This is a genomic window from Microbacterium sp. NPDC055442 (genome assembly GCF_053644215.1).
The window spans coordinates 8,157-21,608 of sequence record NZ_JBSHLF010000004.1 but is presented as its reverse complement, the minus strand read 5'-3'; the positions used below and the strand labels follow the sequence as shown (position 1 = coordinate 21,608).

9 protein-coding genes are annotated in these 13,452 nt (G+C 69.9%); 3 read left to right on the top strand and 6 right to left on the bottom strand.

The window, feature by feature from the left end:
* Positions 1 to 218 precede the first annotated feature (218 nt).
* The 3 genes from sucD to ACWIBS_RS10045 all read right to left on the bottom strand — a co-directional run bounded on the left by sucD (position 219) and on the right by ACWIBS_RS10045 (position 3,962).
* Positions 219 to 1,121, bottom strand: a complete 903-nt coding sequence (gene sucD, locus ACWIBS_RS10055; protein WP_376128780.1) for a succinate--CoA ligase subunit alpha — start codon at positions 1,119 to 1,121, stop codon at positions 219 to 221.
* A gap of 35 nt (positions 1,122 to 1,156) precedes the next feature.
* Positions 1,157 to 2,320 carry an ADP-forming succinate--CoA ligase subunit beta gene (sucC, locus tag ACWIBS_RS10050; protein WP_376128781.1) on the bottom strand — a complete coding sequence of 388 codons (1,164 nt, stop codon included), beginning with the start codon at positions 2,318 to 2,320 and terminating at the stop codon, positions 1,157 to 1,159.
* An 85-nt stretch (positions 2,321 to 2,405) separates the two neighbouring features.
* Positions 2,406 to 3,962: an FAD-dependent oxidoreductase gene (locus ACWIBS_RS10045; RefSeq protein WP_376128783.1), complete on the bottom strand. Its 1,557-nt coding sequence runs from the start codon at positions 3,960 to 3,962 to the stop codon at positions 2,406 to 2,408.
* Between the two features lie 86 nt (positions 3,963 to 4,048).
* Here ACWIBS_RS10045 and ACWIBS_RS10040 point away from each other — a divergent pair, with 86 nt between their 5' ends.
* The 3 genes from ACWIBS_RS10040 to ACWIBS_RS10030 all read left to right on the top strand — a co-directional run bounded on the left by ACWIBS_RS10040 (position 4,049) and on the right by ACWIBS_RS10030 (position 8,625).
* Positions 4,049 to 4,732, top strand: coding sequence for a TetR family transcriptional regulator (locus ACWIBS_RS10040; RefSeq protein WP_376128785.1), 684 nt, complete (start codon positions 4,049 to 4,051; stop codon positions 4,730 to 4,732).
* A 108-nt stretch (positions 4,733 to 4,840) separates the two neighbouring features.
* A complete protein-coding gene (locus tag ACWIBS_RS10035; protein WP_454136923.1) occupies positions 4,841 to 7,534 on the top strand; it encodes a cation-translocating P-type ATPase in 2,694 nt (897 codons plus the stop codon).
* A gap of 47 nt (positions 7,535 to 7,581) precedes the next feature.
* The gene (locus ACWIBS_RS10030; RefSeq protein ID WP_376128789.1) at positions 7,582 to 8,625 is read left to right on the top strand and encodes an ATP-dependent DNA ligase; all 1,044 of its coding nucleotides are present in this window, start codon (positions 7,582 to 7,584) and stop codon (positions 8,623 to 8,625) included.
* Between the two features lie 49 nt (positions 8,626 to 8,674).
* Here ACWIBS_RS10030 and ligD read toward each other — a convergent pair whose 3' ends face one another.
* The 3 genes from ligD to ACWIBS_RS10015 are packed head-to-tail and all read right to left on the bottom strand — an operon-like array spanning position 8,675 to position 13,313.
* Positions 8,675 to 9,697, bottom strand: a complete 1,023-nt coding sequence (ligD, locus tag ACWIBS_RS10025; protein ID WP_376128790.1) for a non-homologous end-joining DNA ligase — start codon at positions 9,695 to 9,697, stop codon at positions 8,675 to 8,677.
* Between the two features lie 44 nt (positions 9,698 to 9,741).
* Positions 9,742 to 10,761, bottom strand: coding sequence for an SseB family protein (locus ACWIBS_RS10020; RefSeq protein WP_376128792.1), 1,020 nt, complete (start codon positions 10,759 to 10,761; stop codon positions 9,742 to 9,744).
* A gap of 29 nt (positions 10,762 to 10,790) precedes the next feature.
* Complete coding sequence (locus tag ACWIBS_RS10015; RefSeq protein WP_376128793.1) at positions 10,791 to 13,313, bottom strand: ATP-dependent helicase; 2,523 nt, start codon at positions 13,311 to 13,313, stop codon at positions 10,791 to 10,793.
* Positions 13,314 to 13,452: the final 139 nt, after the last annotated feature.

Below are 13,452 nucleotides of genomic sequence, written 5' to 3'. Positions count from 1 at the left end.
GGGGCCCTTTCTGCCCAATCGTCCTGCTGAGATCCCCGTCCCCCATGCGAGCGTCGATCACCCACTCGCAGTCCGATTCGAACTGTAGGGGTCGGGGATGACCCTCCACAAGACCCAGAGTCCGATTCCTGTCCTGGAATACATCCGAACCTCGAAAAGGCGAACGAAAAAGCAGATGCCGGGACTCAGAGTCCCGGCATCCGCTTTCGTTCAGACGCTTACAGCGAATTGATGATGTCGCGCATGAGTGCGGCGGCTTCGGACGGCGTCTTGCCGACCTTGACGCCGGCGGCCTCGAGCGCTTCCTTCTTGGCCTGTGCCGTGCCCGCCGAGCCCGAGACGATCGCACCGGCGTGGCCCATCGTCTTGCCCTCGGGTGCCGTGAATCCCGCGACGTAGCCGACGACGGGCTTGGTGACGTTGGCCTTGATGAAGTCGGCCGCGCGCTCTTCGGCGTCGCCGCCGATCTCGCCGATCATGACGATCGCCTTCGTCTCGGGGTCGGCCTCGAAGGCCTCGAGCGCATCGATGTGCGTCGTGCCGATGATCGGGTCGCCGCCGATGCCGATGGCCGTCGAGAAGCCGATCTCGCGCAGCTCGTACATCATCTGGTAGGTCAGGGTGCCCGACTTCGACACGAGGCCGATCGGGCCCTTGCCCGTGATGTTGGCCGGCGTGATGCCGACGAGCGATTCGTCGGGCGTGATGATGCCGGGACAGTTCGGGCCGATGATGCGCGTCGTGTTGCCCTTGGACTGCGCGTACGCCCACGCTTCGGCGGTGTCGCCGACGGGCACGCCCTCGGTGATCACGACGAGGAGCGGGATCTCGGCATCGATGGCCTCGACCATCGCGTCCTTCGTGAAGGCGGGCGGCACGAACGCGATCGACACGTCGGCGCCGGTCTTCTCGATCGCCTCGGCGACGGAGCCGAAGACGGGCAGCTCGACGTCGGAGCCGTCCTTCGCCTTGTGCAGCACCGTCGTGCCGGCCTTACGGGCGTTGACGCCACCGACGACCTGCGTGCCGGCCTTGAGCATGAGGGCGGTGTGCTTCGTGCCCTCGCCGCCCGTGATGCCCTGGACGATGACCTTGGAGTCCTTGTTCAGAAAGATCGACATAGTAGTTCCTTTGGTTCCTGAGCTCGTCGAAGGGGTTACGCGTTCGCGAGCTCGGCGGCCTTGTCGGCGCCTTCGTCCATGGTTTCGGCGAGGGTCACGAGGGGGTGGTTCGCGTCGCGGAGGATCGCGCGTCCCTCGTCGACCTTGTTGCCGTCCAGGCGCACGACGAGCGGCTTCGAGGCGCTCGCGCCGAGCTCGGCGAGGGCACCGACGATGCCCTTGGCGACGGCGTCGCACGCCGTGATGCCGCCGAAGACGTTGACGAAGACGGACTTGACCTGCGGGTCGCCGAGGATGACGTCCAGGCCCGCGGCCATGACCTCGGCCGAGGCGCCGCCGCCGATGTCGAGGAAGTTCGCCGGCTTCACGCCGCCGTGGTTCTCACCGGCGTACGCGACGACGTCGAGCGTCGACATGACCAGGCCCGCGCCGTTGCCGATGACGCCCACGGCGCCGTCGAGCTTGACGTAGTTGAGGTCGTTCTCCTTCGCCTTGGCCTCGAGCGGGTCCGCGGCATCCTTGTCTTCGAGGAGCGCGTGACCGGGGTGACGGAACTCGGCGTTCTCGTCGAGCGAGACCTTGCCGTCGAGCGCGATGATGTCGCCCTCTTCGGAGAGGATCAGCGGGTTGACCTCGACGAGTGTCGCGTCCTCACCCGTGTAGACGTTGTAGAGCTTGACGAAGACGTCGCTGACCTTGTCGACGAGCTCGGGGGCGAAACCCGCCGCCTCGGCGATCTCGACGGCCTTCTGCTTGTCGATGCCCTGCTGCGGGTCGACCGCGATGCGCGCGAGCGCTTCGGGGCGCTCGACAGCGAGCTCTTCGATCTCCATGCCGCCCTCGACGCTCGCGAGCGACAGGTACGAGCGGTTCGCCCGGTCGAGCAGCACCGAGAAGTAGTACTCCTTGTCGATGCGCGCACCCTCGGCGACCATGACGCGCTTGACGACGTGGCCCTTGATGTCCAGGCCCAGGATCGCCTGCGCGGCCTCGAACGCCTCATCGGGGTTCTTGGCGACCTTGACGCCGCCGGCCTTGCCGCGGCCCCCGGTCTTGACCTGCGCCTTCACGACGACGACGCCGCCGATCTTCTCGGCCGCTGCGCGCACCTCCTCCGGAGTGTCCGCGACGATGCCGGCGAGCACCGGCACCTCGTACTTCTCGAAAAGGTCTCGTGCCTGGTACTCGTATAGATCCACAGTGCATTCCTTCGCAGGTGGCGAATGGGGAGGGGCGCGCTGGAAAAGCGCCTCGACGTCGAGAGAGATCGACCGACCCAGCGTACTACTGCGCGGCCGCGGCCTCGGACCCCGCCGGTTCGGACGGGACCCGCGGCAGGTGTTCGAGGTCGCGCACCGCGGGGCCCTCGAGCCGCGTGCCGTCGGGTCCGAAGCGCGAGGCGTGCAGCGGGCAGTCCCACGTGCATTCGGCTTCGTTCCACGACACGACTCCGCCGAGATGCGTGCACACGGCGCTCACGGCACGTGTGACGCCGTCCACCGTCGAGACGCCGATCGGCTTCCCGCCGCGGTGCGCGACGACGCCCTCGCCCTCCGCGGGACGCGGGACGGGCACCGCGGTGCGCTGCGCGTCGATCCAGCCGGATGCCGCCTCCCATCCGACCTTCACCGTCTCGACGCCGCCGCGGGCGAGGTCGGCGGGCACCGTGATCCGCCGCGCGATCGTGTTCATCCAGTCGGGGCGCTCGCGCCACGGTGTCCGTCGCACTTCGGCGGCGAGCCGCAGCGCCGCGGCGGGAGCGTTCGTGAGCCCCCACTTGGCGTACCCCGTCGCGAAGCGGATGCGCCCGAGACTGCGCGGCATCGCGCCGACGAAGGGGACGAGGTTGTGCGACTCGTAGTCCTGCGCAGACCACGCGTCGACCGGGCGCGCACCGGGGAAATGCCGCTGCGTCCAGTCGATGAGATCGTCGATCCGCTCCTGTTCGGCGCCCCCGCGCCCCACGGGATGGCCGTTCCCTCCGACGACGAGCTGCGCGCGTCCGGCAGGTCCGTCATCCACCGTCACGGACCGCAGCGATCGCGTCGGACCGTCGACCGACAGGAACAGTCCGTCGGGCACGTCGCCGTCGACCTCGAACGCGACGCAGTACGAGCGGAGGCCGTGGGTCTTCGCGAAGTAGAGTCCGCGATCCACGATCGGCGTGCCCGTCGCGAGCACGACGTGACCGGCCCGCATCGCGCCCGCGTCGGTCTCGACGACGGCCTCCGGCACGACGTGCGCGTGCCGGACGCGGGTGCCCAGGTGCAGTGCTCCGCCCGCGGCGACGAACGCCTCGGCGAGCGCGACGGTGAGCGCCTGCGGATCGATCGCCACCTGGCCCTCGAGGGCGACGGCGTCGACGATCGGGAACCCCCATTCGACCGCGTCCGCCGCGATCCGGTGAACGGCGAGCCCGGCTTCGGAGGCAGCTGCCGCCTCGGCGGCGACCGTCTCCACGCCCTCCTGCGTCTGCGCGTACGAATAGGCGGTGCGCCGCGAGAACGGCACCCCCGCCTCGGTGGCGAAGGCGGTGATCCACTCGGCGCCCGCGCGGTTGGCATCGACGTACGCGCGCGCGAGCGACGCAGGGTGATGCCGCCGCAGCGTCGACAGGACGCTGCCCTGCAGGAGCGACAGCTTGCCCGTGTTCCCGCCCGTCGTGAGCTCCCCCACGCCGCCCGACTCGACGACCGCGACGTCGAGCCCGTCGCGTGCGAGCAGAAGCGCCGTGCTGAGGCCGGTGATGCCGGCGCCGACCACGACGACGTCGCGGCGCGCACCCGATTCGAACGCGGTGCCCGTCGGCTCCGCCCGGTCGTGTTTCCACAGGGTGGTCATCACTTCAGTGAACGCCACGGTGCCCGCCGGGTCGACGGGCTTGACACGGGGGCCCGTGGCACCGAGAGGGTTAGGCTCGCTGCGAGATGTCCGACACCGCCACCACCCCCGCCGCTTCCCGCGCCGCCGTCGTCGCGGCGGCCCTCGAACTGTTCGCCGAGCAGGGTTTCGACCAGACATCCGTCGAGCAGATCGCCAAGGCCGCGGGCGTCTCCCGGTCCACCTTCTTCCGTCAGTTCGGGGGCAAGGACGATGTCGTCTTCGCCGATCACGAGCTGCTGCTCGACGAGTTGCGCCACGACCTCGCGCGGCCCCACGCGAACCCCTGGCGGGCGGTGTGCGAGGCATCCGTCCGCGTCTTCACCCATTTCGCCGCCGATCCCGAGCTCGCGCGGCGCCGATACGCGATCGTCCGCGGAGTGCCGGCTCTGCGCGACCGCGAGATCGTCACGGTCTTCCGTTATGAGCGGCTCTTCGACGAGTATCTCCGCGAGGCGCTTCCGGGGCTCGACCCGCTCGACGCGGTCGGCTTCTCGGCGCTCGTGACAGCCGTGCACAATCATGTGCTGCGCCAGCTGCTGCGCGGCCCCAAGCGCGTGCCCGTCTCGGTGCTGCGGCGCGCGCTGGACGGTGCGATGCGTCGCTTCGGAGTCCTCCCCGAGCGCGACGGGCAGGGTCCCGCCGACGACGATGTGGTCGTGGCGGTGTTCCCGCGCTCCATGCCGACCGTCGAGGTCGCCCGCCGGCTCCGGGAGCAGCTCGACGACTGACATCTGCGCCCGTATCGGCGAGCGGCACGAACCAATATTCTGTGCATGACGCAGGGGTCACGCTGCGCGGGACGGGGGTCGTTCGTGAGCGCACCGAAGACGACATCGGTGGAGGCACCGACCGCGTGGTGGTCGCTCGCGCCGGATGCCGTGGCGTCCGAGCTCGACACCGACGTCGTGACGGGGCTCGGTTCGGCGACCGCTGCGCAGCGACTCGCGGCGACCGGACCCAACGCGCTCGTGAGCGCCCCGCCGCCCAGCGCGATCAAGATCGCCCTCACGCAGCTCGTCGAGCTCATGACCCTCATGCTCATCGCCGTCGCCGTCGTGTCCCTGCTGATCGGTCAGATCAGCACGGCGATCATCGTCGGACTGCTCGTGGCGTTCAACGTGCTGCAGGGCACGCGGCAGGAGCTCAAGGCCCGCCGCAGCGTCGACGCGCTCGCGAAGCTCCAGAGTCCGCAGGCCCGCGTCGTGCGCGACGGATCGATCGAACTCGTGGATGCCACCGCGCTCGTTCCCGGCGACATCGTCGACCTCGAAGCGGGCGATCTCGTACCGGCGGACGGGCGCATCGTGCGCTCCGCGACCCTCGAGACGCAAGAGTCCGCGCTGACGGGCGAGTCCCTCCCGATCGAGAAGGGTCCCTCCGCGAACGAGCACGACGCGGCGCTCGCCGACCGCACGTCGATGCTGTTCCAGAACACGTCGGTCACGCGCGGCACGGCGCGGATGATCGTCGTGGAGACGGGGATGCGCACCGAGGTCGGGCGGATCGCGACGCTGCTGTCGACCGTCTCGAGTTCACGGTCTCCGCTGCAGCGAGAACTCGACGGACTGACCCGCGTCATCGGCATCGTCGCGTGGGTGGCCGTGGCGATCATCATCGTGATCGGCGCCCTGCGCGGTCAGGAGATCAGCGAGCTGCTGTTCCTGGGCACCGCCGTCGCGATCTCGGCGATCCCGACGGGGCTGCCCACCTTCGTGCAGAGCCTGCTGTCGTGGGGTGCGACGCATCTCGCCCAGGAGAAGGCGATCGTCGCGAGCCTCGCCGACGTCGAGACGCTCGGTGCGACCAGCGCCATCTGCTCGGACAAAACGGGCACCCTGACCCTCAACGAGATGACCGTACGCACCGTCTGGTTCGGCGGCGCGCACTACCAGGTGACCGGCGGCGGGTACTCGTTCGACGGCAAGCTCCTGCGCGCGGCAGGCGATGCCGTCGAGGCGACGCGTCTCGGGCTGGCCCTCTCGCTCCCGAACGACGCGACCGTGTCGGTCGACGGCGCCGTCGTGGGCGACCCGACAGAGGCGGCGCTCATCGTCCTCGCCGCCAAGCTCGGCGTCGACGCCGACGCGACCCGACGCGACCACCCGCGCATCGCGGAGGTGCCGTTCGACTCCGAGTACAAGTTCATGGCGACCTTCCACCGCCTCACGTGGAACGGGCAGGAGCGGATCGTCGAATTCGTCAAGGGCGCTCCCGACATCATCGTCGGCCGCTGCGCGAGGATGTACGACGAGGACGGCGGAACGGTCCCGATCGACCCGTCCGAGGTCACCGAGGAGCTCGAGTCGATGAGCCGGAGCGGTCTGCGCACGCTCGCGATCGGCGCACGTTTCCTGGATCCGCCCGACGAGACGGCGGTGGCCGCCGACCCGATGTCGTACGTCGGGGATCTCGATCTCATCGGCATCGTCGGAATCGTGGATCCCCTGCGCCCCTCCTCGAAGATCGCCGTCGAGATCGCGCAGCGCGCCGGCATCGAAGTGCGCATGATCACGGGCGACCACGCCGTGACGGCGGGCGCGATCGGCGCGGAACTGGGGCTCGGCGCGGGGGCCATCAGCGGAGCCGACCTGCACAAGCTCGACGACGCGGAGCTTCTGACCGACCTGCCCGACCTGCATGTGTTCGGCCGCGTCACACCGCAGGACAAGCTGCGCCTCGTGCAGCTGCTCCAGTCACAGGGCGAGATCGTCGCGATGACCGGCGATGCGGTGAACGATGCGGCCGCGATCAAACAGGCCGACGTCGGCGTCGCGATGGGCTCGGGTTCGGAGGTCACCAAGCAGGCGGCCAAGCTCGTCCTCACCGACGACAACTTCGCGACCCTCGTGCGCGCGGTCGAACTCGGCCGGATCGTCTACGACAAGATCACGTCGTACCTGCGCTTCCAGATGTCGCAGCTGGTGTCGCTGCTGCTGCTCTTCCTCGCGGCATCCGTCTTCGCCGTCGCGGACGGCGTCGCGCTCTTTCCCGGCATGGTGCTGTTCCTGAACTTCTTCGTGACGTTGTTCGCGGTCCTGGCGATCGCCGCGGACGCCCAGCCGCCCGGCATCATGGACCGTCCACCGCGCAACCCGAAGCTCGGGGTCGCCAACGGCGGCGCCCTCGCTGAGTGGGGGCTCTACGGCGCCGCGATCTTCCTCGCCTCGTGGGTGCCGCTCGTGTGGGGGCCCGACGAACCGAGCGCGACGGAGCCGTCCCATGCCATGACGATGGCCTACGTCGTGGTGGGCCTGGGTACGGTCATCAGCGCCGTGCTCATGCGACGCTCCCCCGAGACCGGTCTCACCGCACCGATCGCCGCGGTCGCGAAGCTCCTCGTCTGGCCCGTCGTCGTCATCGTGGCCTCGACCGAGATCTCGTTCCTGCAGAACATCGTCGGCGCGACCGCGCTCACCGGTTCGGAGTGGCTCGTGTGCCTGGGACTGCTCGTCCTCGTCACGGCGTTCGTCGAGGGACACAAGTGGATCCTCCGCCGCGTCCACCCGGCACGGAAGGTCACGGCCCCCTGATCCGGCGGGCGCTGTCGCACCGCAGACGCCCCGGGCAGGATGGGGGCATGCCGTACGACATCCCCGCGCCCATGCTCGCGAAGTCCGTCCCGGCCGTGCCCGACCCGGCGAAGACGCCCGGCGGGCTGAGCTTCGAGCCGAAGTGGGACGGCTTCCGCGCCCTCGTGTCGTGGGACGGCCACGACGTCGAGATCGGCTCGCGCGGCGCGAAGCCGCTCACCCGCTACTTCCCCGAACTGGTCGACGCGTTCCGGATGCTGCTTCCCGAGCCATGCCTCATCGACGGCGAGATCGTGGTCCCGACGGGGGCGCCGGGCGCGCAGCGGCTGGACTGGGAAGCCCTTTCGCAGCGCATCCACCCCGCCCAGTCGCGTGTCACGATGCTCGCGGCCGAAACGCCCGCCATGTTCATCGGGTTCGACCTGCTCGCGCGCGGCGATCAGGACCTGCAGCCCGAGCCGTTCGCGCTGCGGCGCGTCGCGCTCGAGAGCCTGCTGGGCGACGTGCCGCACCCCGTACACGTGACCCGGGCGACCCTCGACCGCGACGTCGCCGAGCGCTGGCTCGCCGAGTTCGAGGGCGCCGGTCTCGACGGCGTCGTGGCGAAGCCGCTCGCACAGCCGTACGCGCCGAACAAGCGGGCCATGTTCAAGATCAAGCATTCGCGCACCGCCGACGTCGTCGCGCTGGGCTATCGCGTGCACAAGTCGGGCAGCGGCGTCGGCTCGCTCCTGGTCGGGCTGTATACGGACGCCGGAACGCTCGTGTCGGTCGGCGGCGTCGCCGCGTGGAGCAACGCGCGCCGCCTCGAGCTCATCGACGAGCTCGCGCCGCTCGTCGAGCGCGACGACGACGGCTCCGCCGTGAAGGGAGAGACCGACCGGTCGCGCTTCTCGGCCTCGAAGGACGTGTCGTTCGTGCGGCTGCGTCCCGAGCTCGTGCTCGAGGTGCGCTACGACCAGCTCGAGGGGCAGCGGTTCCGCCACACGGTGCAGTTCGAGCGCTGGCGGCCCGACCGCGAACCGCGATCCTGCACGTACGACCAGCTCGAACACGTCTCGGCGTACGATCTCGGCGACGTCCTGGACTGACACGGGGCCCGGAGGAGCCCGGACGACATCGGGCTCGACGTGGCGTCGCTCAGTCCGTCTTCTTGGCCCGGCTCGGCTGCACGCGCGCCGGCTCACCCGGCATCTTGGGGAACTCCGGCGGGAACGGCAGCTCGCCGAGCCCGTCGGCGAGGTCGCGCTGCCACCACTGAAGCAGCGTGTCGATGCGCCCCGGGCTCTCCTGGATGCCCGCCCACGGATCGCCCACGTCGGCGAGCCGCTGCGGCATCGAGCGCACCGTGAACGCCGCGGGATCGGCATCGGCCAGCTCGTCCCACGTCAGCGGCGCCGAGACGGTCGCTCCCGGCAGCGCACGCGGACTGTAGGCCCCCGCCATCGTGCGGTCGCGATTGGCCTGGTTGAAGTCGAGGAAGATGCGCTCGCCGCGCTCCTCCTTCCACCAGTTCATCGTCACCGCGTCCGGCATCCGCCGTTCGAGTTCGCGCCCCGCCGCGATCACGGCATGCCGCACATCGAGGAACTCCCACTCCGGCTGGATGGGGCTGAAGACATGGATGCCGCGGTTTCCGCTCGTCTTGATGAACGCTTCGAGGCCCGCCTCGGCGAGCACCTCGCGCAGCACCGGCGCGACGGCGGCGGCGTCGGCGAAATCGGTGCCCGGCTGCGGGTCGAGGTCGATGCGCAGTTCGACGGGGTGGTCCGGATCCGAGGCGAGCGAGGCCCACGGGTGGAAGACGACGGTGTTCATCTGCGCCGCCCACACGATCGCGGCGGGTTCGGTGAGCACGATCTGAGGATGCCGCCGGCCGCTGTTGTACGTGACGGTGACGGTGTCGACGAAGTCGGGCGCCCCCTTGGGCGGGTTCTTGGAATAGAACCGCTCGCCGTCGACGCCCTCGGGAAAGCGCTCGAGCGACACGGGCCGATCGCCGTTCGCCGAGAGGAACGGCAGCGCGACGGCCAGGAGATAGTCGACGAGCTCGTGCTTCGTGATGCCCAGCTCGGGCCACAGCACACGGTGGGGGCTCGAGAGTCCTACTTCGTGGTCGCCGTCGGGGCCGGGGATCATGAGTGCGATGCGTTCGGACGCCATGCCTCGACGATAGGCCGGGACGCGGCATCCGTCACCCGGTTGCGTTACGGGGCGAGCGCGAGCACGGGCGCCAGGTCGCCGCGCGAGAGGCGGATCCACGGTCCGCGCGGGTCGATGATCGCGCCGGCGAGAGACTCGTCGGCGGCGAGCATCGCCGCCAGCTGCGGTGCCGTGAGCGGCGCCGCCTGGTCTCCGCGTCCGGTGGCGACGACTTCGAGCGGGTGCGAGTAGACCTCGACGTAGCGTGATCCGTCGGGCGCGCGACCCTCGGCGATGCCGACCGGCGCACCGTCTTCGGAGCGGTTGACCGCGACCCACATCGGCGCACGGGTCATCGCATCGGCGACGGCTGCGGGCGTGGCATCCGTGCGCTCGTCGGCGAGCAGCGTCTTGATCGCGAGCTTCTCGTCGACGGCGGCGAGCATGCGCTCGATGAGCGGACGCGGCAGCACGATACGGGCGGGCGCCGAAGCGGGATCGATCACGAGTCCCGCCGTGGTGCTCGCCAGCACATGACGCAGCACGACCATCGCGGGCTGTCCCATCGCCGACGTGTCGGCATCGCCGTCGGCGCGCACGCTCGCGGCCAGCCCCGCGCCACTCGAATACGCGATCGCGTACTGCCGGTCGCCGGCGTTGGCGATCGCGAGCGGCAGCTCCTTGCCTTCGGCGATGAGCGCGCGGGCATCGCCCTTGACGCGCAGGAAGAGGTGGCCCTGCAGCACCTGGCGGGCCAGGTCGAGCACCTGCTCGGGCGTCGGCTTCTCGGGCAGTCGCGCGAGGCTCTCGCGCAGCAGCACGTTGTCGCGCAGACCCGGGATCGTCTCGGCAGGACGCTGCGTCGCGGCGGCGGCGTCGGGCCCGGTCGGTCGCGCAGCGGCAGCCGGGGCGGGGGCCGGGTCGGGTGTGCCGAGGCCGCGGAACGCCGAGACCGAGATGCCGACGGATGCTGCGGCGTCGGTGCCCTCGGGCGTGACGTCGGCAGTCGTGCCCGGCGTCTCGACCTGGGGGGTCTCGGCGGGTTCGTCGGGCTGGCGCTTCGGGCGGCGCGAGAAGAGGGCCATGCGATCGAGCCTAGCCCGCGGGGCCGTCGCTACAGCTTCTCGATCGGGGCGATCTTGATGAGCAGCTTCTTGGCTCCGGCCGTGTCGAACCGCACGTGCGCGACGCGCTTGGCGCCCTCGCCCGTCACGAGATCGACCTTGCCGTCGCCGAAGTCCTCGTGGCGGATGCGGTCGCCGGGCGCGAGCTGCATGTCGCCGTTGTCGCGAACCTTCGCCGGGATGCGATTGGCGAACCGCTTGATCGACTCACCATCGCGGGCGGGCGCGTCACGCCGCGGCAGCGGCACGAGGTCGTCGCCGTACCGCTTCGAGCCGGCCGGTGCGCGCCCGTTGAGCGCGCGCGTGCGCGTGCCGCCGCGTGAATTGACGTCACCCGGCGACTGCCGCCAGTGCACGAGATCGGCGGGGATCTCCTGCAGGAACCGGCTCGGCATCGCGACGGTGACCTCACCGAACTGCGCGCGCGTCATGGCGAGCGACAGGTAGAGGCGCTTTCGGGCCCGCGTCACCCCCACGTAGAAGAGGCGACGCTCTTCCTGCGGGCCGCCGGGCTCTCCCGCCGAGATGCGGTGCGGGATGAGGTCCTCTTCGACACCGGTGAGGAAGACGGCGTCGAACTCGAGTCCCTTCGCGGTGTGCAGCGTCATGAGCGAGACCGAGCCCGCCGTGTCGTCGAGGTCGTCGGCGTCGGCGACGAGGGCGACCTCGCCGAGGAAGTCGATGACGGTGCCCTCGGGGTTGTTGCGCGCGAACTCGCGGGCGACGGCGACGAGCTCGTCGAGGTTCTCGAGGCGCGCCTCATCCTGCGGGTCGCGGCTTGCGCGCAGGGCATCCTGATAGCCGCTCTTCGCGAGCAAGAGCTGCAGCCCCGCGGCGACGGCCGTCGGCGGGGCGAGTTCGCCGCTCGCGGGCAGCATGAGAGCGGTCGCCTCGGCCAGCACGGCATCGAGCTGCGTGATCGCCGCCTGGATCTTGGGTCCGACGCCCAGCGCCGAGGCGTTGGCGAGCGCGTCGCGGAACGTGATGCCCTCGTCGGCGGCGTAGCGGCCGATCGCCGTCTCGGTCACGTCGCCGATCCCGCGGCGCGGACGGTTCAGGATGCGACGCACCGCCATCTCGTCGGCGGGGTTCGCGACGGCCACGAGATAGGCGAGGGCGTCCTTGATCTCCGCACGCTCGTAGAACTTCGTTCCGCCCATGATCTTGTAGGGCACGGCCGAGCGGATGAGGATCTCTTCCAGCGCACGGGACTGCGAGTTCGTACGGTAGAACACCGCCATCTGCGAGTAGTCCATGCCGCCGCGGCGCAGCACCTCGACCTCGTCGGCGACGAACTGCGCTTCATCGTGCTGCGAGTAGCCGGTGAATCCGACGATCTTCTCGCCCGCACCGGTGTCGGTCCACAGCTTCTTGTCCTTGCGGTCGAAGTTGTGGCCGATGACGGCGTTCGCCGCGCTCAGGATGTTCTGCGTCGACCGGTAGTTCTGCTCGAGGAGCACGACCTTGGCGCCCGGGAAGTCGCGTTCGAACTCGCTGATGTTGCGGATGTCGGCACCGCGGAACGCGTAGATCGACTGGTCGGAGTCGCCGACGACGGTGAGTGACGCGCCCTCGTCGTCGCGGCCTCCGGCCCCTGAGCTTGCACCGGCCCCTGAGCTTGTACCGGCCCCTGAGCTTGTCGAAGGGTCGAAGATCATCATCCCGTTCGACGCTTCGAATCCCCCGCCCCCGGTCCCTGAGCCTGTCGAAGGGTCGCCGCTCGGCGGCCGGGTCAGCTCGTGGATGAGTGAGTACTGCGCGTGGTTGGTGTCCTGGTACTCGTCGACGAGGATGTGGCGGAAGCGCCGCCGGTAGACGTCGGCGACGTGCGGGAACGCGCGGAAGAGGTAGACGACCTGCCCGATGAGGTCGTCGAAGTCGAACGCGTTCGCCTTCTGCAGGGCGCGCTGGTAGTCGGAGAAGAGCTCGACGAAGATGCGCTCCGCCGGGTCGCTGAGGTTCGCGGAGCGCGCGTAGGACTCGGCATCGGACAGCTCGTTCTTGAGTTTCGAGATGCGACTCTGCACCGCTGCCGGGGTCAGGCCGAAGGCATCCGCTTCGTGCTCTTTCACGAGCCGCTTGATGAGCGCTCGGGAGTCACCCGAGTCGTAGATCGTGAAGGCCTTGGTGAACCCGAACTGCTCGGCCTCGCGTCGGAGGATCCGCACGCACGCCGAGTGGAACGTCGAGATCCACATGCCCTGGGCGCGGTCGCCGATGAGCTGGCCGACGCGCTCGCGCATCTCGCCTGCGGCTTTGTTCGTGAACGTGATCGCGAGGATCTGGCTGGGCCACGCCTCGCGCCCGCGCAGGAGCGATGCGATGCGGCGCGTGAGCACGCTCGTCTTTCCGGAGCCGGCGCCCGCGACGATGAGCAGCGCGGGCCCGCGGTAGATCACCGCTTCGCGCTGCTGCGGGTTGAGACCGTGAAGGAGGTCTTCGTCGGGGCGGGCGTCGGGCGTCGCGGGTCCGCGATCGTCGCCGACGATGAGGGGCTGGAGGGGGTCAGACATTGCCAGCTAAGCCTAAACGTCCCCACCGACACCCACCCCCTGACCGCGAGACTGCAACCGGCCGCCGAGACTGCGGGGTTCACCCGCAGTCTCGGCGCCCCGGTGGAGTCTCTAGGGGCAGGGGGGGGCATCAGCCGGA

Coding starts and splice junctions, on each gene's coding strand:
- sucD (WP_376128780.1), bottom strand. CDS start 1,121: ATGTCGATCTTTCTGAACAAGGACTCCAAGGTCATCGTCCAGGGCATC.
- ACWIBS_RS10045 (WP_376128783.1), bottom strand. CDS start 3,962: ATGACCACCCTGTGGAAACACGACCGGGCGGAGCCGACGGGCACCGCG.
- ACWIBS_RS10040 (WP_376128785.1), top strand. CDS start 4,049: ATGTCCGACACCGCCACCACCCCCGCCGCTTCCCGCGCCGCCGTCGTC.
- ACWIBS_RS10030 (WP_376128789.1), top strand. CDS start 7,582: ATGCCGTACGACATCCCCGCGCCCATGCTCGCGAAGTCCGTCCCGGCC.
- ligD (WP_376128790.1), bottom strand. CDS start 9,697: ATGGCGTCCGAACGCATCGCACTCATGATCCCCGGCCCCGACGGCGAC.
- ACWIBS_RS10020 (WP_376128792.1), bottom strand. CDS start 10,761: ATGGCCCTCTTCTCGCGCCGCCCGAAGCGCCAGCCCGACGAACCCGCC.
- ACWIBS_RS10015 (WP_376128793.1), bottom strand. CDS start 13,313: ATGTCTGACCCCCTCCAGCCCCTCATCGTCGGCGACGATCGCGGACCC.